Here is a 19296-nt window from a genome sequence, read left to right as displayed (position 1 = left end):
TTGTATCACTTGGTCAGAAATAGTCAAGAAAAAAGTCTGACTTTCTCAAGATAAAAAGCCTGAGACAAACTCAGACTTTTCGATGTTTAAAATGGCAATTCTTCCTCTTCCAAAACCAAATCCGCCAAATCTTGGCCTGCATTATTTTCACGCATAGCACGTTGGGCACGACTTTCCAAGAGTTGGAATCCTGTCACGAGGACTTCGGCCACGTAGTTCATCTGACCATTTTTCTCAAAACGACGGGTACGTAATTCTCCATCCACTGAAATGAGGCTACCTTTAGTTGCGTAGCTTGCCAAGGTTTCTGCTAGCCTGCCCCAAAGGACCATATTGACAAAATCAGCTTCACGTTCCCCATTTTGGTCTTTGTAACGACGGTTCACAGCGATAGTTGCTCGCGCAACTGACTTGTCATTGTTGGTTTTGTGCAATTCTGGTGTAGACGTCAAGCGTCCGATTAAGATAACTTTATTATACATATTTTTTCCTCCTACTTATCTATTCGTAGGAAATCAAAAAAAGTTACAGAAATTTGTAACTTTTCGAGGAAATTTTTTACTTTTTATGAACCATGAAACCTGTTGCCTGTTGATTGGCCATGATGGTCATATCTGTAATCTGCACACGACTAGGTTGACTGGTCACATAGACTACTGTGTCTGCAATATCCTGAGCTTGCAAGGCTTCTATTCCTTGGTAAACGGACGCAGCTCTCTCTTTATCACCATGAAAACGTACCGTAGAAAAATCTGTTTCGACAATCCCTGGCTGAATGGTTGTCACCTTGATATCCGTTGCGATGGTATCAATTCGCAGACCATCTGAAAAGGTCTTAACTGCTGCCTTGGTAGCTGAGTAAACAGCGGCACCTGCATAGGCGTAGATTCCTGCGGTTGACCCCATGTTGATGATATGTCCTTGATTGGCTTTTACCATTGCTGGTAAGAAAGAGCGAGTAACTGCCATCAAACCTTTGACATTGGTATCCAACATGGTTAGCATATCCAACTCTTCATAATCCTGATAGGGTGCTAAACCTAGAGCCAGTCCGGCATTGTTGACCAGAATATCAATCTGACCTATCGTTTCTAGAATATCAGAGCAGACAGTCTTTACCATGGTCATATTCGTCACATCTAGTGGAAAGGTCCAGACGGTTTGTTTTGGAAAAGTTTCTGCAAACTCCGACTTAAGGGCTTCTAACCTGTCTGTCCGTCGTCCGGTTAGAACGACATTCTCACCCTGCTCCAGATAAGCACGCGCAATCGCTTCACCGATTCCTGATGTCGCCCCTGTAATCACAACATTTTTTGCCATCTTATTTCCTTCTAGCTGGTCTATCAGATACTAACAACTTCTTAGGCAGTCCAGTGTTTAGCTGGATCAAATGGAGTTCCAACAACTTGGTCTTCTGATAATTCAATAATACCACGTTTTTGCGGAGCATTTGGCAGATGCAATTCACGAGGACTACACATCATGCCAAAACTCTTTTCACCACGAAGTTCACCTGGGAAAATAAGATTGCCTTTTGGCATCATTGCTCCAGGAAGAGCTACAATGGTTTTCAACCCAACACGCGCATTGGGAGCCCCTGCAACGATTTGCACTGTCTTGTCACTTGCGACTGCAACTTGGCAGATATTGAGGTGGTCACTATCTGGATGAGCTACCATCTCAACAATTTCACCAACAACAAACTTAGGCTCTTTGTCATTAACAATTTCTTCTGTAAAACCTTCCGTTTGTAATTCTTGGTTCAAACGAGCAACTTGCTCATCTGTCAAAAACACTTGACCGCGCTCTGCAATTTCAAATAAACTTGAAACTTCAAAAATATTCCACGCCACTGTTTCCCCATTATCTTTGAGGAAAACACGGGCTACCTTGCCTTTGCGTTCCACATCTAGTTTGGCATCTCCGCTGTTTTTCACGACGACCATAAGGACATCACCGACATGTTCTTTATTATATGTAAAAATCATTGTTTCCTTTTCTCCTATTTCAGTCCTGCTAAAAAATCGTTAATTTGCTCCTTACTTTTACGGTCGCGATTAACAAAACGACCAATTTCCTTGTCTTTTTCTAGAACAACAAGGCTAGGGATTCCATATACATCCCAGAGTTTGGCCAAATCCATATACTGGTCTCGGTCCACTCGAATAAAGGTGAACTCTGGATTAGTTTTCTCAATTTCTGGTAAGGCAGGATAGATATAACGGCAATCGCCACACCAGTCTGCCACAAAAAGAAAGACCTTCTTGCCCTCTTTTTCCACCAAAGATGCCAATTCTTCTAAACTTGCTGGTTGTATCATAAGACTTCCTCCTCATAGACTAGATCTTCATTTTCATAGACAAAGGTATAATGACGGCCATCCTCAAAAATGACGCCACCAACCAAGCTCTCTAGACTGCTTTCATAGACTTGAACATAGAGGGTCGCAATTTCCCCCATGTCTGAAAAATGGTCTCGCACAATCGCTGTTAACTCTTCCTGAGTCTTCCTGAGCTTATGGTCATCTGCAACTTTTTTCGTAGCAAGGGCAAGGCTTCCAATACCTAGCAGAGCCAAGCCTGCCATCAACATTTTTTTAGCTTTCATACCATTCATTTTAACACAAAAAAGACTTTAGGACAAATGAGGAAGCAGCAGAAACGCAAGTAAAAAGCCCCTTCCTTTAAGGAAAAGGACTTCTTATACTCAATGAAAATCAAAGAGCAAACTAGGAAGCTAGCCGCAGGTTGCTCAAAGCACTGCTTTAAGGTTGTAGATAGAACTGACGAAGTCAGCTCAAAACAGCGTTTTGAGGTTGTGGATGAAGCTGACGTGGTTTGAAGAGATTTTCGAAGAGTATTATTCTTATTGCCAGGTACCTGAGTTGCCAACGTAGTAACCATCAGGTGTGTAGGTATTACGAAGCATCTTACCTGATGAAGCCAGATAATACCACTGGCCATTATCTTTGACCCAATCATTCGCTAGCATGGCACCAGAAGAACTTACATAATACCATTCTCCCTTATCATAAACCCAAGCGCTTGCTTTCATGGCTCCTGAAGTTGATAAATAGTACCACTTGCCTTGGTCGTAAAGCCAATCACTAGCAATCATAGCTCCTGATGATTTAAAGGCATACCAGTTACCACCTTGATAAAGCCAAGTTTGATTGAACATGACTCCTTTATCATTCATAAAGTACCAAGTTCCCTTGTCTTTAACCCAAGCATTCTGTACTAATTGACCTTGTTTTTGATAGTACCAGTTTTGGTTTGATTTTAGCCAGCTTTCTGCTTTTACAATCGGATAAAGTTCTCTGAAAGCTCCTCCATCATCATATTTATGACTGATAGTTTTTGGTTTTTCTAGTTTCAACTCGTCATTATCATAATTTGCCCAAGCAAAGACTTTTTGACCATTGACAGTCTCTGGTAAAGTAGCAGTGTAAGTCTTGGTTTGATAATCCCATTTAGCATCGAGGTAGGTGTATTGATCATTTGATTCTTTAATATGGTAGTAGCCTCTCTTTCCACTATCATTATGAATATCATCCACAACTTTCGTTGACCAGGTCTTTACTTCGTTTCCGCTCTTAGCCTCGACCTTGATATCTCCTCTATAGCCATATGGAACATAGAAATTCAGGTAACGCCCTTCTTCCCCGATCATAGACTTGTCCTTTTCTTGACCTAGGAAATTGACTGTCTGATCTTGACCATCGAGACTAACCGTCCACTCGATTTTCTCAGTTTTTGGCAAATCCAAGACTTTAATATCTACTTCATGGCCATTATTAAATCGAAGAATTTTGCCATCTTGATACTGAACTCCACATTTAACAACCCATTCTTCTTTAAGCTCAAATGCCTGCCCTGAATGTGGAAAAGCCAGTAAAGCTAGACCAGCTAGAGACAAACCAAACAGTGTGATTTTTTTCATTGTAGATCCTCCTTAACTTTTGTTATGTTAATTATATCACTATGTTTTTAATTTGCAACTCATATCCTAAATATGCAAGCAAAAAACCTCTGAGATTCTTCTCTAAGGTTCTGATTTTGCTAATTACTGTTCTCAACAGCTGCAGTAACAAAGGCAGTGTAGAGTTCTTCTGGGCGGTTTGGACGACTTGAAAGTTCAGGGTGATACTGGCAAGCCACAAAGAATTTATTTTCAGGAATTTCCACAATTTCAACCAAACGATTGTCTGGAGAAACACCTGAGAAGACAAAGCCTGCTGCCTCAAACTGCTCACGGAAGGCATTGTTAAACTCATAACGGTGACGGTGACGGCGTTGCACCACTTCTTGATTGTGATAAGCAGCTGCTGCCTTAGAACCACGTTTCAACTTAGACGGATAAAGTCCCAAGCGAAGGGTTCCCCCCATATCCTCCACATCAATCTGATCACGCATGATATCAATGATAGGGTATTTTGTTTCTGGTGCAAGCTCTGCAGAATTGGCACCTTCAAGACCTAAAACGTGACGAGCAAATTCGATACAAGTCAACTGCATTCCCAAGCAAACACCCAACATTGGAACATCATTCTCACGCGCATAGCGGATGGCTTGGATTTTCCCTTCAGTACCACGCTGGCCAAAACCTCCTGGTACGATGATTCCGTCCGCATCAGACAAGAGCTCTGCCACATTCTCTGCTGTCACATCATTGGCATTGATCCAATTGATTTTAACTTCTGCGTCATTGGCATAACCAGAGTGTTTCAAGGCTTCGACCACTGAGATATAAGCATCTTGCAACTCAACATACTTACCGACAAGGGAAATTTTAACTTGTTTCTTGAGGTTCATGACCTTATCCACCATGGCTGACCACTCCGTCATATCCGCTGCTGGTGCGTCTAATTTCAAATGGTCACAAACAATTTGGTCCATACCTTGTGCCTGCAAGTTCAATGGAATTTGGTAAAGATGTTCGACATCCAACGACTCGATAACGGCTTCTGGTGCCACATCACAGAACTGGGCCAGTTTGTTTTTAATCCCTTGACCAGCTGGCTGCTCTGTACGAATCACCAACATATTTGGCTGAATTCCCAAACCACGTAATTCTTTGACAGAGTGTTGAGTTGGTTTGGTTTTCATTTCACCAGCGGCCTTGAGATATGGCAGCAAGGTTGTATGGATATACATGACATTATCCGCACCCACATCTGCCTTCATCTGACGAAGGGCCTCTAGGAATGGCAAGGACTCGATATCTCCTACTGTTCCACCAACCTCTGTGATAATGACATCAGAGTCGGTCGTTACAGCGGCACGCTTGATTTTCTCTTTCAAAGCATCTGTGATATGAGGAATGACTTGAACAGTTGCCCCAAGGTATTCTCCACGGCGTTCCTTACGCAGAACTTCACTGTAGATTTTACCAGTTGTCACGTTGGAATATTTGTTAAGATTGATATCGATGAAACGTTCATAGTGACCCAAGTCCAAATCAGTCTCAGCCCCATCATCTGTCACAAAAACTTCCCCGTGCTGGTAAGGACTCATAGTTCCCGGATCAATATTGATATAAGGGTCAAACTTTTGAATGGTTACTTTGAGACCACGATTTTTCAAGAGACGGCCCAGACTCGCTGCTACAATCCCTTTCCCAATAGACGATACCACACCACCAGTTACAAAAATATATTTCGTAGACATAGATTCCTCTTTCTAAAATGCTCAAGGCCTTGTTAACTACGAGGGGACATAGAAAACAAGACCCTACTAATAAGAATAATCTGGGACAACTGCGCCAGATTCACAACTAAAATACAAGAAGATAACTTCTTGAAAAAACAAAAATAGCTCCCTAAGAACTAGGGAGCCCTGACCTCTAAAAGAGGTGCCCGAACAATATGATACCTAAAAATAGGATAATTGTCAATAGCTAACTTTTATTCCTCGGTATTTTCAGAATCATCGTCTGAAAACTCGTCATCTTCTTCATTGAGATCCACGTCTTCACCCAAGTCATCAGGAGCAATCTCGTTGATTTCTGCATCATAAGCTTCCACTTCGTTTTTCTCATCATCTGGATTTTCATCATCGTATGAAAGAGCTGGATCTGCTTCGTATGCATCTTCGTCTTCTGGATCATCTGCATTGTAGTCAATAGCATCTGAATCGCCATCCATGAAGGCATTGACACGTTTTTTCTTAGCTTTTGGTGCTACTTCATCGTCGTCATTTTCTTCAAGAGCGATGATTTCTTCATCGATTTCGTCCACACCATACCATGAACGAAGGCCCCATTTGTTGTCTCCAAGTGAGATGAAGCTACCGTCAAAGTTCAACTCTGTGTAGAACAAAGGCAAGGCTTCGCGGATATCGCTGTTTGACGTTCCAAGGTAGTTTTGAATTTCGTTTACAAGATCGCTAAAATGCATCTCATGATCGCGACCACGAAGTTCCAAGATAGCACGCGCTACCTCAATCATAGATAGTTCACTTTTTTCTTGCCCAGCAAATACTTCTAATTCCAAAGCGTTTCTCCTCATTTATACTACTATCGCCAGAGCAAACAGACTCTGACCTCATTTTATCATTTACTCTTTATTTTACGATAATTTTGCAGAATAGTCAAAGGTTAAGGGGGAACTAATACAAATCTTCTAAGCGGGGTAACTTCTCAAAGTAACTTCCACTTGACTGACCAAAGTGGAAATTAGTCTAAAACGGATTTTTATTTCTTTGCTACCCAGCCGATGGCATCGCTAGGTGGATTTTCAATATCAATCCAGATGAATTCAATACCGATTTCTCCATTTTTAAACTTAGTCAAACGAATACCGTTGATTTCCAGTTCATTGAGTCGTTGACCTGTCAAGACTTCTCGTTCCTTCAACTGGAAAACGCCACGTAAGATCCAATTGCCAAGAATTTCTTGCTTATCGGTTGACTGAATTGCCTTACCAGCTTCTTGATTTATATAGGCATTAATAACATCACCAGAAGATAAAAAGCGTAGTTTAAAGGTTCTTTCCTCTTTGGATAGAGCTAGTTTTTTAGTCCCAGGTTCAAAAGTTCCAAATCCAGAACCAAAGAAGTCGGGCCTTTCGTCATGGAAGTTTTTGGAATCAGGTAGCGGGATGTAAACTTCGCTAACTGGACGATAAACTAGCTGTTCAATTTCTTTAATGAGTTTTTCATTGCCAGTATTATGGGCAAAGTGAATCAAGTCCTCACGAATCGCCTTCATCTGAACTTTTTCTTCCTTACTGGTCCACTTTTTCAAGAGAATTTCTTCTAGGGAGAAAGTCACAAAAGCTAGTTCTTCAGGAGCTAAATTGTCCTTGAATTTATTCTGAATCTTTAAAATCCGTGGTAAACGATCTTTTTTGGCTAGTTTTGATCCACCGTTAAAGGCATTGAAACCAGAGTTTTCTTCCACATTTCCATGTTTATCTGTAATAGCCCAAGACACTGTTTCTAAGATCTCAGTTTTATCCTTTTCAGCTGTCAGTAAATGAAGATTTTCAAATAGCGAAAAAGGATCTTCGATATAATGGACATCCCAAGTATCTACCACAATGTCTTTATTATTAAAAGTCATGTGGAGCTGACTGTCAGCTGCCGTGTACTTGTAGTGGTGTTGCCCATCCGTAAATCGAAAATTGGTTGGATTGTTTTTGGTAGTTGATCCTTCAATGACCAGATTATCAATATCAACTGGCAAATAAGATGTTTCACCGACAAAAATCTTAGGATTTTCTCCCTTTGGTGTTGGCATCAGAACGTGATAAACTGCTTCAACATTGACCGAGTCCGAACTAAATCCCTTGATTTGTGCCTTAGAAGATTCGATTCTCTGATTTCTTAAGGACGCAATCTTTCGTGCCAACTCTTCATAGCGTTGATAGTTTTGCTTGTCTGCCGTTTCTTTATCTGCTGAGATATCTGCATGGAATTTGATATCACCCAACAAGTCCGTCCAATCTTGAGAATCCTTCTTAAACTGAGCGATCTTTTGGTCTCCAGAATTAATCCCAAAAGACTTAATACCCACTAGGTATTTATGATTTTCATCCACAACGACAGAGGCATCATAGGAGGTATTTGCAATATCTTCCCCAACCGCATTAAAAGCCTTCTGGAAGACTGTTTCTTGAAATTTAGAATTAACAATCGGAGCAACATAATTCTCTGTTTGTCCCTCATCTTCGGACTCAGCCTTTTGAGAGAAAGCTTGGCTCAAGCTAGCGAAGTTGGTAATTAAGGTTTTGTATTTTTCTTTTTGTTCAGACTTTAGATATTCCCACATAAGCACCCTCTTTTCTATTTTCAGTATATCAAAAGAAGATTAGTTTTTCACTAATCCTCTTTATATATTCGTTAATTAATACTGTAAAATTCAAGATTGCCTCGTTTTTTAACCAATTTTAAATAATCTTCACCAGACAGAAGGGCTAGACCATCATCATAAGATTGGATTTTTTCAAGAGCTTGATCATAGCTATCTACAAAGTCCTTGACATAGGATTGCCCTTCAAATTGTCCATTCATCTTGGTGTAGATAATAGCGAATTTTCCTGAGCGGTTAAGTTGAGATTGCCCTTGGCTGTCATTCAAGGCCTTGGCAACATTTTTCGCGATGCGTTTAATCACGGGAACGACTACGCTATTTCCAGCCTGCTTGTATAGCTGACCATTGGAAACTCCTTCTGGGATTTTAAAGGATTTAGGATAGCCTTGAACATTAAAGGTTTCTTTCGGTGTCAACTTGCGAATCTCACCGCTGTCTGTCAAAATCAATGGAACGTTGTGTCCACCTGTTCCCATATTGGCTGTCAAGGTAGGAACAACGCCGTTTTTATTTTCACGGACATACTGACGGCGCCATTGGTAAACGGTGTCTTGACTGGTAACTTCAAACTTCAACTGGTCGTAGAAATTCTGCTTGCCTTCACGGTAGTAGTAGACCTCGTCTAGCTTATCATCAAAGTTAATCACATCCTGAAGACTCGTAGTCAGCTTAATTTCCTCTGGAAATTCAAACAAATCATAAGCTTCCTTAGTATCAAAACCAACGATGTAGATTCGTTCACGGTTTTGTGGGATATTCCCATAGTCTTTCCCGTTGAGAACCTTCCACTTAATAAAGTAGTTGTTCTCAGTCAAGGCTTCACGAATAACCTTGAAGGTATTACCATGGTCATGACCGACCATGTTCTTGACATTTTCGATGAAAATGGCACGAGGTTTGCATCCATCAATCATGCGAAGCAATTCGAAGAAAAGATCCCCACGATCATCATCAAATCCCTTGCGATAACCCGCAATGCTAAAGGCCTGACAAGGGAAACCTCCCATAATCACATCCACGCGCTCAGCTGGAATGTCCTCTGGCTGAACATCGTGAATATCACGACCATCCAAATAGGTATCTGGATGGTTTAATTGATAAGTCTGACGCGCATACTTATCAAATTCATTGGCGTACACCACTCTGAACTCGTTGGTCTGTTCAAATCCCAACTCAATTCCTCCAACACCTGAGAAGAAGGCTGCAATATTGTACTTCTCAAGTCGGTTCGAACTTACAGAATCTGTCATGTAGTAACCTGCTTTCTAATGAACATATTCATAGACACATTTAAAAAGTTGATTTTCATAGCAGAAAATATTTTAGCATTTAATCAATCTTTAAATATTTCCTCAAAAATATTCCTCCAATCTTTTGAAACTTTATCATAATCGTAACTATCTTCTGTTATCCAATTATCCTGTATATATTTAAAGGCACTATAAGGTTTTTCACTACTAGGAGCTGTATATCCTAAAACATTTTCAATACATTCCTCTAAAACAAATAATTGTGAATCACAATCTAAAGCTTCTCTAATAGGGACATTATATTTCGTTGCTCCAGGTGTTCCTGCATCTCTATCATGCATAACATAAGGTATAATTCCCATAGATTTCATATACTTGATTACAGAAATAATTACCGGTTTCCCTCTTGCACGTACAATTTGCCAGTCACACTTGATTTTTTTCCTCAAATCTTCTGGAGCAGCTAATATTGTTTCTCTAAGCACAAGCTCCTCAGTATCTCCTTCAACTATTAATACCTTTTTAGCAAAGAATACTCTTGACAAGTAATCATCCATTTTTAGTAGCATTTTTACGTAACTTCTATCTTCTGTCTGCAATTCTTTAAATGCTTGTTCATGATTAAATGCAATATTTTTTATAATACTAATTTCGCCAAGATTAATTGATAGGTAATTTAAAACCTGCCCTGCCTTTCTACTTAAATCAATCATATATGGCGAATGGGTTGTACAAATTATTTGGTTACTACCGGAACAAGCTAAATCATATATTGTATCTCTCATCTGATTTGCAGCATTTGGATGAAGATATATTTCGGGTTCTTCAAAACAAATTACTAGATTTCTATCAGATTCAATTTTTCGTAAATCTCTCTCCGCTTTATATTTTAATAATGCAAAGACAGCAGATCGAATAACTCCAGTTCCTTGGTGCTCAACTGATGTTTCAATATTACTAAGCATTGTAATATTGAAAGTCGGTTTAATTGTTTTATCAGGATCAGAAAGAACTGTCGTAGCTTTCATAGATATACCTGAAAAAACATTATCCATAGTTTTATTTAGTTCAGACATCATTTTTCCAAATGATGTCTGGTTATTATCAGCATCCATCTCTTCTGATAATAAATTTAAATACTTTTGTGCCTCTTTGTAATTAGTCGAAGACTCTCTAACTTCTGTAAATAGTTCAGAAAGAATAGATTGTAACGCCCCTTTATTTTCTCCTAAATCTTCTCGTCTATCATAAGCGGGGATATATAAAATTTTTGGTAACTTAGTTAATACATTCCCTGCAATACCCCCAGGATTTTCTACCCAAGTTTCATTTTCACTGTAATTATAAAAGTCAAAATAAGACTCATGAGTTTCAAAAAATTCATTTAATTCTTTTTTATTCAATACTTTTTTGAAATCATTATATGCACTATCTAACTTAGAGGAATCAAATCCACTTTCAATAAATTGTTCTATTGTATTAAACTTATCAAATTCAGGTTTTAATTTTTTCTCTAGACTCTTAGCTTCTACTTTACGAGAACCAGTTTTTGAAAATGTTTTTCTATAAAAGAAACTAAACTTTGTATCTGTTCCTTCTTGATAAGGAAACAAACGCCCTTTAAAACCACGCCAATGTTTTGCCTCTTCACCTATGTCTCGAAACTCAGCGTCCAATACTATGCTATCTGCACTATCACCATTTTCATCTAGATAGAATAAGCTCTCATCAACTTTTTTACTATCAGAAAGTAACAATTCCACAGCTTCAAGTGCACTAGTTTTACCGACATTATTCTCGCCAATAAGAAATGATGCATCCGAGAATATCAGCTCAGTTTCTTTATGTCGTTTATATCCTTTGATAACAATTTTATGTAATTTCAAGTTTATTGTCTCCTAGAATGTTATCCCACCAACTTCTTCATCTCATCAATACGTGCTACGGTCGCATCATACTTAGCTTGGTAGTCGGCTTGTTTGTCGCGTTCTTTTTGGACAACTTCTGGTTTGGCATTGGCTACGAAGCGTTCGTTAGAGAGCTTCTTACCGACCATGTCCAGTTCTTTTTGCCATTTAGCCAGTTCCTTGTCGAGACGAGCCAGTTCTTCTTCGACATTGAGAAGGTCTGCCAGTGGCAAGTAGATTTCTGCTCCTGTGATGACGCTTGACATTGCGAGTTCAGGTGCAGGGATGGTTGATGCGATTTCCAAGTGTTCTGGATTTGTGAAGCGTTTGATGTAGTTGACATTGCTGTTAAAGAAGGCTTCCAAGTCACTATCACTTGTCTTAACAAGGATGGTGATAGGCTTGCTTGGTGCTACGTTTACTTCCGCACGCGCATTACGAACGGCACGGATCAAGTCTTTGAGACTTTCGACACCAGTGTGAGCCGCAAGGTCTTCAAAGGCTGGGTTGACAGTTGGGTATTCTGCTGTAACGATAGAGCCTTCTGAGATTTGTCCAAAGATTTCCTCTGTCACGAATGGCATGATTGGGTGAAGGAGACGAAGGATCTTGTCCAAAGTGTAAAGGAGAACAGAGCGTGTGATGACCTTCTCTTCTTCGTTGTCGCTATAAAGGACTTCCTTGGTCAACTCAACGTACCAGTCCGCAAACTCATCCCAAATGAAGTTGTAGAGGATGTGTCCAGCCACACCAAACTCAAACTTGTCAAAGTTGGCAGTAGCTTTTCCGATAGTTTCATTGAGGTTGTGGAGAATCCAGCGATCTGTGACATTTCCAGCTTCCTTGTTGACCACTTTTTCGACATTGGCAGTTGCTTGCTCAAGGGTCAAACCTTCATTATTCATGAGGATGTAGCGAGAGATGTTCCAGATCTTATTAATGAAGTTCCATGAAGCATCCATTTTCTCGTAAGAGAAGCGCACGTCTTGCCCTGGTGCTGAACCGTTTGAAAGGAACCAACGAAGGGCATCGGCACCGTATTTCTCGATGACATCCATTGGGTCAATCCCGTTACCGAGAGACTTAGACATCTTGCGTCCTTGCTCATCACGAATGAGACCGTGGATAAGGACGTTTTGGAATGGCTGACGGCCAGTGAATTCCAAGGATTGGAAGATCATACGAGATACCCAGAAGAAGATGATGTCGTAACCTGTAACCAAGGTTGAAGTTGGGAAGTAACGTTTGAAGTCTTCTGAATCGACATCAGGCCAGCCCATGGTTGAGAATGGCCAGAGGGCAGAACTGAACCACGTATCCAATACGTCTTCATCCTGAGTCCATCCGTCACCTTCTGGCGCTTCTTCACCGACGTACATTTCACCCTCAGCATTGTACCAAGCAGGGATTTGGTGACCCCACCAGAGCTGACGAGAGATCACCCAGTCGTGGACATTTTCCATCCATTGGAGGAAGGTATCGTTGAAACGTGGCGGGTAGAATTCGACCTTGTCCTCTGTGTCTTGGTTGGCAATAGCATTTTTCGCCAATTGGTCCATCTTAACGAACCATTGAGTAGACAAGCGTGGTTCAACCACAACACCTGTACGTTCTGAGTGACCAACACTGTGAACACGTTTTTCGATTTTAACAAGGGCACCGATTTCTTCCAACTTGGCAACGACTGCCTTACGAGCTTCAAAACGGTCCATGCCTGCAAATTCGAAGGCCAAGTCATTCATGGTTCCGTCGTCGTTCATCACGTTGACTTGTGGCAAGTTATGACGTTGACCAACCAAGAAGTCGTTTGGATCATGGGCAGGCGTGATTTTCACGACACCAGTACCAAATTCAGGATCTGCGTGTTCGTCTCCAACGATTGGGATGAGTTTATTAGCGATTGGAAGGATGACGTTTTTACCAATCAAGTCCTTGTAGCGTGGGTCTTCTGGATTGACCGCAACCGCAACGTCCCCAAACATCGTTTCAGGTCGAGTAGTCGCAACTTCAAGGGCGCGTGATCCGTCTTCTAGCATGTAGTTCATGTGGTAAAAGGCACCTTCTACGTCCTTGTGGATAACTTCGATATCAGAAAGGGCTGTGCGAGCTGCTGGGTCCCAGTTGATGATAAACTCACCACGGTAGATCCAGCCTTTCTTGTAAAGGTCCACAAAGACCTTGCGAACAGCTTTTGACAAACCTTCGTCAAGGGTGAAACGCTCACGAGAGTAGTCTACAGAGAGCCCCATCTTGCCCCATTGTTCCTTGATGGTAGTGGCATACTCGTCTTTCCATTCCCAGACCTTGTCGAGGAATTTCTCACGACCGAGGTCATAACGTGTAATGCCTTCTCCACGCAAGCGCTCCTCAACTTTAGCCTGAGTGGCAATCCCCGCATGGTCCATCCCCGGAAGCCAAAGCGTATCAAAACCTTGCATGCGTTTTTGACGGATGATAATATCCTGCAAAGTCGTATCCCAAGCGTGACCAAGGTGAAGTTTCCCAGTTACGTTTGGTGGTGGAATGACGATTGAATAAGGCTTAGCCTTTTGATCGCCTGAAGGCTTGAAAACATCCGCATCAAGCCATTTTTGATAACGACCAGCCTCAACTTCGGCTGGATTGTATTTAGGTGAAAGTTCTTTAGACATGTGTTTGTCCTTTCTCTATTTTGTTCATTTTATTTTGAATTTGCTTAGCAGCTTCTTTTGCAGTCAAACTCGTATTATTTATTTTAAGGTAGTGGTGCAACTCATTCGGTTGATGTTGGGAATTTAATTGAAGTGTTTCAGCGGTCTCTAAAATTTCTCTTTCAGATACCTCAATATGTCGTTTTAAGGGTTTGTACTTTAATCGATTCTCCGTTTGATTTCGACGTAAACGCTCCTCAAGACTTGTTTCCAACTCAACAAACAGAATCTCTTGATGAAAGTTATCCAATAAATCCTGAATTTGCTTCAAATACATCAGCTGGTACTGATTTGAAAAATCAATTACGTCTGTTAAAATTACTGATCGCTGATTTCTTGCACTTGCTCCAAGGAAAGAAAAGGTCATTCCACGAACAAATTCCCACATTTCCTCTGTAAAGTCCTGATAGATTTCTAATGCAAAATCGATGGCTTGATGGTTATAAAAGAGGGTAGCATCTGTCAGTCGAGATAACTCTTGACCAATAGTCATTTTCCCAGAAGCCGGAGCCCCAATGATGAAAATGTGCATCAAACCACCTCCCACTCACTTCTCAACAAGCCATATCTCAAATCATCACAGCGGTTATCTTGAGCATCCTTGCGATCTCGGATGCGAGCTTCAAGAGTAAATCCAAGCTTCTCTGCAACTCGTTGACTTTGGGTATTGTAACCAAAGCAAGAGAGTTCAATCTTGTGAAGATCTAGTTCTCTAAAAGCTATGTCAATCAAGGCACGCGCTGCTTCTGGCACATAACCTCGTCCCCAATAGTCTGGGTGCAAGGTGTAGCCAATCTCCAGTACATCGTCTTCGTGCCGATGGTTGAAGTCAACAGAACCAATGACTTTATCGGTTCCTTTGACGACAATCCCATAGCCAGATGGGAGATTTTCCTTTTGATTTCGTTCTGGAAGAATGTGCTCCAGATAATAAATCTCATCTTCCAAGGTCTTGACGGGCGGAAAACCTGCTGGATAGGCGACCTCTGGGAGACTAGCGTAGGCATGGATATCCTCAGCATCTGCCACTGTACGAACTCGTAGGACGAGACGTTCGGTTTCTAATCGTTCTGGTAATTCAGCTCTTGACATCCTTCATCCTCGCTTTCCATAAAAAATGCCCCTGCCATCTATATGACAGGGACGAATGTGCTATCCGCGGTACCACCCAATTTCGGGCAGTTGCCCGCAACTCTCGTCTTTAAAATAAAAAGACACTTTTATTTCAATTTTTCATCCATTAGCAACTAGTTTTGACACATTTGTGGACTTCTCAGCTCCGCCACTTTCTGTAAAATGTGGGATTCAAAACACCTCTAATGGCTCTATTGTAGCAAGATTTTTTCGGAAATGCAAGGCACAAGAAAGATTACTTGAACTTGATGCCGTTTTCTTTCAATTTCTTGATGGTAGCTGGGCCGATTCCTTTCAAGGCAAGGAGTTCTTTTTCAGTCCAGTTTTTGAAATCTGAAGCAGACTTGATTCCTTCATCATAGAAAGTTTTGGCACGATCAAGTGGAAGTCCACCCAAGTTTGCTGCAAAATCTTCTACAGAATTGGCTACTTTTTGAGCTTGCTCTTTGGTAGCTTCCACTGCTTGTTCAACTTTTTTAGAAACAGCCTTACCAGCTTGGCTTGCTGACTGCTCAGCACGTTTTACGACTTTCTTTGTCTCTTCTACAACCTTAGTCACAGTACTTGAAAAAGCACCTGCACGACGGAGGCTATTTCGTAATTGTTTTTTACGATTGAGTTTCTTTGACATGATAAAATCCTTTCAATAAAAAACCCCTGCTCTGACAAGGATTTAATATAAATATTCTATCAAGATTTTAGTAAAAAATCAAGAATCTTTCTCGTTTAATAATTTCGCTCACCAAACAAGCCTTCTGGCAAATCATGGAATCCCTTGCCTGCTTTGAAGTTTTCAAACTTACCAAGCAAGAACTGATAAGCATCCAAGCGACTTTCGTAGCGAATCATGGCATCTTTGGCACGCTCGTCTTGGTCTTCTTCGTAGACTTTTTGGCTTTCCTTGTGTGCCATGTCGTTGATCATGATTTGGGTATTGACCCAAGCTTCAAATTCCTTCATAAATTCTTGTTCGTAACTCATTTTTTCTCCTTATTCTAATCCACGGAAATAGTCCGTATCAATCTCACGGTAGGGCTGAATATCCTGAACATACTCCAACACACCTTGGAATTCTCCCTCTTCATCGTGCACTGCTGCGTAAGTGATGTGGACAAACTTGTCTCTCGACTCAGACTTGAACCACATTTCATACTTATCCTTAGTACCTTCACGAAGCCCCTTCATGATAGTCTTGACCTTGTCCAAGTACTTAGGCGGATGGCAAAGTTCAACATTACGCCCAACTTGGGACGGCGTCCGTTTGAAAATCATCTCATCAGCTGGCGCATTGTCATTGTAATACTGGAAAATATCGTCTTTATTGACAAAGGTAATCTCCATAGGGAGGTGATTGAGGATGAGATTGGCCTGCTCGACCGATAGATAGCCATTTCCAAAAGCCTGTTGACTATGACGGTCCAGCACTGCTTCCTTTTCCTTAGGCGTAAAGGTAATGGTAAACTGCCCTTCTGGCGTATCGATAACTTGCTGAACTTGACCTTCTGCCGTATCTAGCTGTACAGGCTCCCCTGCACTATCTTCCTCAACAAAGCTCTGTCTTTCTGGCACCCATTTTTCTGACGGACGGATGATGGCATAGCCGTAAGCATCGCTCTCCTCCGCAATCTGAAGCCAGTCATCCTGAGTAAAGGACTCAAGGAGAATCATGAGAAGGATGGACTCTTCCTTGAAAATCATACTTTCAAACTCTGTCGCAAAGGCTTCAAAATCTTCTTTTACAGTGGAAATCGGCACTTCAGGTAGTGACTTGGCCGTCGCTAAAGCTGTTTGAAAGAGTTCCCTAATCTGGTCATCCACTCCCCACATGACCTTAGGAGGGGAATCGTGTCCATAGCGCTCCATGATAGGAAAGAAAAGTTCTTCTTTACGTTGGTAATGAATATCAAATTGACCTACAAGTCCCATCTGACGCACCAAACCCTTGCACATCTCCGTAAGCATTTCTTCATCTTCCATAGACTCATAGGTATCTAACAGTCTCCGAATGCGAATCAAAGCTGCACGGAGGGCCAGGTTTTCTTCCTTAAAGACCCGAACTGGGTGGCCAGGATGCTCGGTATCCTCTACTTCAACACCCTTAACAGCATTTTTAAAAAGATTAGCATGGACATCACAGAGTTCCATGACATCTTCAAAAGTGACGCCCGAGTCCGAGTTCATCAGCTCGTGCTCCATGAGGGAAATCTCGATGGCTGAGACACCCGCAAAGGTCGCATCAAAACGCTCCTGAACCGACTCAGGAGAGGCACCATTGTGCAATTCTAACAAAATATCCCGCAGGACATGAATCCGTTCATCTGCCATTAGTCTAACCCAATCACTTCGTAGCCGTTTGCTTCCAGCGTGCGGACAATCTTGTCCATAGGAGTTCCTTCCAGCTTAGAACCCTGTTTGAGCGATACCTTACGACCAACTGTGTTGCGCATTAAGGGATTGGCAAGGGGTTTAAAACCCAGCTCCACTAGGATTTCCAAGACTTCTGGATGCTTGTCCACCACTTCTGCAACGGGAATTGACACATCGATGATATTGTCCATGACGACCTCCATTGTATGTTCTAATACTCAATGAAAATCAAAGAGCAAACTAGGAAGCTAGTCGCAGGTTGCTCAAAACAGTGTTTTGAGGTTGTGGATAGAACTGACGAAGTCAGTAACCATACCTACGGCAAGGTGAAGCTGACGTGGTTTGAAGAGATTTTCGAAGAGTATAAAATGATTTTACTGCTTATATTATACCATAAGGAGAGAGATTAAAAAACTAGCAGTGGAGTTCCTGCTAGTTATCTGCGATTTGGATTACCATCTAAATAAGTTTAAAGAGCCAGTCCAATATTTTAAATAATAGCTTGTAAAACAGCAATTGGACTGCAAAAGAGATGATCATCCAAAAGAATTTCACAATCCCAAAAATTGGTTTGATAAAAAGAATAGCAAGAAGTCCCCCAAAAAATTTCATTCTCTCTCCTCTGGCTTGATGAGCCACCGAGCCGTATCCATTAGCTTGTCTGCAATAAAAAGTTTTCCCAGACCGACAACGGCGTGGTCATCTTTCTTTATCGTTTTCATTACTTTTACACCTTGCATGGTCAAAAAGTAATTCCCGTAAGTTTTAGCTAGAATTTTTATGAGTCCCATATTACTCTCCTTCGAAGATTTCAGCCTCTTTTCGGATTGTTTCAACATCTTCTTGATATTGAACTTCACTATAGTTGACTAGCTTGGATAATTCTTTCTGCAAGCTTTCCCCCATCGGTTTCATAGTTGCAAAGGTTAAACCACCTGAAATGATACCACCCAAGATAGGAATGAATTTCCCCATTCCTTTGGCCAACCCTCCCTTGGTCAGATTCACACCAAATATTTTTAAGACTTTTTTCAAAATAGGATACCAAAGCGTCTTTGTTAAAGCTTTATTAGGTACTGTTTTCATTACCTGTTTGGCAATTGTTATACCACCTGCACGTAGCAAAGCAGCGGTTCCATTCACCCCCAACATGACGCCTAGATAAAGCAAGAGGGTATTTTGAGCATCTTCACTCAACTCCTCGCGTGAAGCCCAAAGATCCTCATAACCATAAATATAACCTAATTCTTGAGCCAATTTCAGGGAGAAACCATAAAATTGAGCCACATCAGCTGGAATGGTAATTGCCATAGCAATCCCTCCAGGTAATCCTGCCAAAACAGAGGTTCCACTCGCCAATAAAACATTATCCCTAATGCAGGCATTAGCCACTCTATCTAAGGTTTCTTGAGATAAGAGAGACGTTGGGCCTTGTTCTAATAAGGTAGGAATGTCCTGTGGATCCAATTCTTTGGAAAACTTATCCACTAAAAATTTCGAACGATCAACCTTAACAACTGGTAGTTTTACCACTTGTTGTAATACTTGCATAGCTAACTCTTGTTCAGCCATATACAAACTCCTTTTACTTCTGTAAGTTATATTCTATGATAGCATACTCTTTTAAAGTATGTT

The 19296-nt window shown here is 41.1% G+C and carries 21 protein-coding genes; all 21 read right to left on the bottom strand.

Features of this window, described 5'->3' with window-relative positions; all coding sequences use genetic code 11:
- Positions 1–86: 86 nt before the first annotated feature.
- Positions 87–482, bottom strand: coding sequence for a single-stranded DNA-binding protein (locus tag TZ90_RS09500; protein WP_000282440.1), 396 nt, complete (start codon positions 480–482; stop codon positions 87–89).
- Between the two features lie 76 nt (positions 483–558).
- Complete coding sequence (locus tag TZ90_RS09495) at positions 559–1320, bottom strand: SDR family NAD(P)-dependent oxidoreductase (protein WP_045612824.1); 762 nt, start codon at positions 1318–1320, stop codon at positions 559–561.
- A gap of 41 nt (positions 1321–1361) precedes the next feature.
- Complete coding sequence (gene ytpR, locus TZ90_RS09490; protein WP_045612823.1) at positions 1362–1988, bottom strand: YtpR family tRNA-binding protein; 627 nt, start codon at positions 1986–1988, stop codon at positions 1362–1364.
- Between the two features lie 14 nt (positions 1989–2002).
- A complete protein-coding gene (locus TZ90_RS09485) occupies positions 2003–2320 on the bottom strand; it encodes a thioredoxin family protein (protein WP_045612822.1) in 318 nt (105 codons plus the stop codon).
- Positions 2317–2616: a DUF4651 domain-containing protein gene (locus TZ90_RS09480; protein WP_031233155.1), complete on the bottom strand. Its 300-nt coding sequence runs from the start codon at positions 2614–2616 to the stop codon at positions 2317–2319. Before TZ90_RS09480 ends, TZ90_RS09485 begins: the two co-directional genes overlap by 4 nt.
- A 249-nt stretch (positions 2617–2865) precedes the next feature.
- On the bottom strand, positions 2866–3942 hold the full coding sequence (locus TZ90_RS09470; protein ID WP_045612821.1) for an N-acetylmuramoyl-L-alanine amidase family protein: 1077 nt from the start codon (positions 3940–3942) through the stop codon (positions 2866–2868).
- 119 nt (positions 3943–4061) lie between these two features.
- On the bottom strand, positions 4062–5669 hold the full coding sequence (locus TZ90_RS09465) for a CTP synthase (RefSeq protein WP_045612820.1): 1608 nt from the start codon (positions 5667–5669) through the stop codon (positions 4062–4064).
- 236 nt (positions 5670–5905) lie between these two features.
- Positions 5906–6493, bottom strand: coding sequence for a DNA-directed RNA polymerase subunit delta (gene rpoE, locus TZ90_RS09460; RefSeq protein WP_045612819.1), 588 nt, complete (start codon positions 6491–6493; stop codon positions 5906–5908).
- A gap of 200 nt (positions 6494–6693) precedes the next feature.
- Entirely contained in the window at positions 6694–8271 is a 1578-nt protein-coding gene (locus tag TZ90_RS10385) for a hypothetical protein (RefSeq protein WP_045612818.1), read from the bottom strand.
- Between the two features lie 71 nt (positions 8272–8342).
- Entirely contained in the window at positions 8343–9563 is a 1221-nt protein-coding gene (locus TZ90_RS09450) for a DNA cytosine methyltransferase (protein ID WP_045612817.1), read from the bottom strand.
- An 83-nt stretch (positions 9564–9646) separates the two neighbouring features.
- Positions 9647–11449, bottom strand: coding sequence for an AAA family ATPase (locus TZ90_RS09445; RefSeq protein ID WP_045612816.1), 1803 nt, complete (start codon positions 11447–11449; stop codon positions 9647–9649).
- 20 nt (positions 11450–11469) lie between these two features.
- Positions 11470–14121 (bottom strand): valine--tRNA ligase, encoded by a 2652-nt coding sequence (locus tag TZ90_RS09440; protein WP_045612815.1) that lies wholly within the window; start codon positions 14119–14121, stop codon positions 11470–11472.
- Complete coding sequence (locus TZ90_RS09435; RefSeq protein ID WP_045612814.1) at positions 14114–14692, bottom strand: AAA family ATPase; 579 nt, start codon at positions 14690–14692, stop codon at positions 14114–14116. The genes TZ90_RS09440 and TZ90_RS09435 overlap by 8 nt, the downstream gene beginning before the upstream one ends.
- Positions 14692–15252: a GNAT family N-acetyltransferase gene (locus TZ90_RS09430; RefSeq protein ID WP_045612813.1), complete on the bottom strand. Its 561-nt coding sequence runs from the start codon at positions 15250–15252 to the stop codon at positions 14692–14694. The genes TZ90_RS09435 and TZ90_RS09430 overlap by 1 nt, the downstream gene beginning before the upstream one ends.
- 277 nt (positions 15253–15529) lie before the next feature.
- The gene (locus TZ90_RS09425; protein ID WP_000038635.1) at positions 15530–15925 is read right to left on the bottom strand and encodes a helix-hairpin-helix domain-containing protein; all 396 of its coding nucleotides are present in this window, start codon (positions 15923–15925) and stop codon (positions 15530–15532) included.
- Between the two features lie 95 nt (positions 15926–16020).
- Positions 16021–16275: a DUF1912 family protein gene (locus tag TZ90_RS09420; protein ID WP_000119707.1), complete on the bottom strand. Its 255-nt coding sequence runs from the start codon at positions 16273–16275 to the stop codon at positions 16021–16023.
- Positions 16276–16284: 9 nt separating this feature from the next.
- Complete coding sequence (locus tag TZ90_RS09415; protein WP_045612812.1) at positions 16285–17619, bottom strand: DUF438 domain-containing protein; 1335 nt, start codon at positions 17617–17619, stop codon at positions 16285–16287.
- A complete protein-coding gene (locus tag TZ90_RS09410; protein WP_000368739.1) occupies positions 17619–17852 on the bottom strand; it encodes a DUF1858 domain-containing protein in 234 nt (77 codons plus the stop codon). Before TZ90_RS09410 ends, TZ90_RS09415 begins: the two co-directional genes overlap by 1 nt.
- Before the next feature lie 268 nt (positions 17853–18120).
- Positions 18121–18273, bottom strand: a complete 153-nt coding sequence (locus TZ90_RS10380) for a hypothetical protein (protein WP_045612810.1) — start codon at positions 18271–18273, stop codon at positions 18121–18123.
- Complete coding sequence (locus TZ90_RS09395; RefSeq protein WP_000522922.1) at positions 18270–18452, bottom strand: hypothetical protein; 183 nt, start codon at positions 18450–18452, stop codon at positions 18270–18272. The genes TZ90_RS10380 and TZ90_RS09395 overlap by 4 nt, the downstream gene beginning before the upstream one ends.
- Position 18453: 1 nt before the next feature.
- Positions 18454–19233, bottom strand: a complete 780-nt coding sequence (locus tag TZ90_RS09390) for a hypothetical protein (protein WP_045612809.1) — start codon at positions 19231–19233, stop codon at positions 18454–18456.
- Positions 19234–19296 lie beyond the last annotated feature (63 nt).

The organism is Streptococcus mitis, from assembly GCF_000960005.1.
Classification (GTDB): Bacteria; Bacillota; Bacilli; order Lactobacillales; family Streptococcaceae; genus Streptococcus; species Streptococcus mitis_CK.
The sequence above is the reverse complement of the archived record's forward strand: the minus strand, read 5'-3'. Positions and strand labels throughout refer to the sequence as shown.

Coding starts and splice junctions, on each gene's coding strand:
- TZ90_RS09420 (WP_000119707.1), bottom strand. CDS start 16,275: ATGAGTTACGAACAAGAATTTATGAAGGAATTTGAAGCTTGGGTCAAT.
- TZ90_RS09435 (WP_045612814.1), bottom strand. CDS start 14,692: ATGCACATTTTCATCATTGGGGCTCCGGCTTCTGGGAAAATGACTATT.
- TZ90_RS09480 (WP_031233155.1), bottom strand. CDS start 2,616: ATGAATGGTATGAAAGCTAAAAAAATGTTGATGGCAGGCTTGGCTCTG.
- TZ90_RS09415 (WP_045612812.1), bottom strand. CDS start 17,619: ATGGCAGATGAACGGATTCATGTCCTGCGGGATATTTTGTTAGAATTG.
- TZ90_RS09410 (WP_000368739.1), bottom strand. CDS start 17,852: ATGGACAATATCATCGATGTGTCAATTCCCGTTGCAGAAGTGGTGGAC.
- ytpR (WP_045612823.1), bottom strand. CDS start 1,988: ATGATTTTTACATATAATAAAGAACATGTCGGTGATGTCCTTATGGTC.
- TZ90_RS09465 (WP_045612820.1), bottom strand. CDS start 5,669: ATGTCTACGAAATATATTTTTGTAACTGGTGGTGTGGTATCGTCTATT.
- TZ90_RS09440 (WP_045612815.1), bottom strand. CDS start 14,121: ATGTCTAAAGAACTTTCACCTAAATACAATCCAGCCGAAGTTGAGGCT.
- TZ90_RS10380 (WP_045612810.1), bottom strand. CDS start 18,273: ATGAAATTTTTTGGGGGACTTCTTGCTATTCTTTTTATCAAACCAATT.
- TZ90_RS09500 (WP_000282440.1), bottom strand. CDS start 482: ATGTATAATAAAGTTATCTTAATCGGACGCTTGACGTCTACACCAGAA.
- TZ90_RS09450 (WP_045612817.1), bottom strand. CDS start 9,563: ATGACAGATTCTGTAAGTTCGAACCGACTTGAGAAGTACAATATTGCA.
- TZ90_RS09395 (WP_000522922.1), bottom strand. CDS start 18,452: ATGGGACTCATAAAAATTCTAGCTAAAACTTACGGGAATTACTTTTTG.
- TZ90_RS09430 (WP_045612813.1), bottom strand. CDS start 15,252: ATGTCAAGAGCTGAATTACCAGAACGATTAGAAACCGAACGTCTCGTC.
- TZ90_RS10385 (WP_045612818.1), bottom strand. CDS start 8,271: ATGTGGGAATATCTAAAGTCTGAACAAAAAGAAAAATACAAAACCTTA.
- TZ90_RS09470 (WP_045612821.1), bottom strand. CDS start 3,942: ATGAAAAAAATCACACTGTTTGGTTTGTCTCTAGCTGGTCTAGCTTTA.
- TZ90_RS09390 (WP_045612809.1), bottom strand. CDS start 19,233: ATGGCTGAACAAGAGTTAGCTATGCAAGTATTACAACAAGTGGTAAAA.
- TZ90_RS09425 (WP_000038635.1), bottom strand. CDS start 15,925: ATGTCAAAGAAACTCAATCGTAAAAAACAATTACGAAATAGCCTCCGT.
- TZ90_RS09485 (WP_045612822.1), bottom strand. CDS start 2,320: ATGATACAACCAGCAAGTTTAGAAGAATTGGCATCTTTGGTGGAAAAA.
- TZ90_RS09495 (WP_045612824.1), bottom strand. CDS start 1,320: ATGGCAAAAAATGTTGTGATTACAGGGGCGACATCAGGAATCGGTGAA.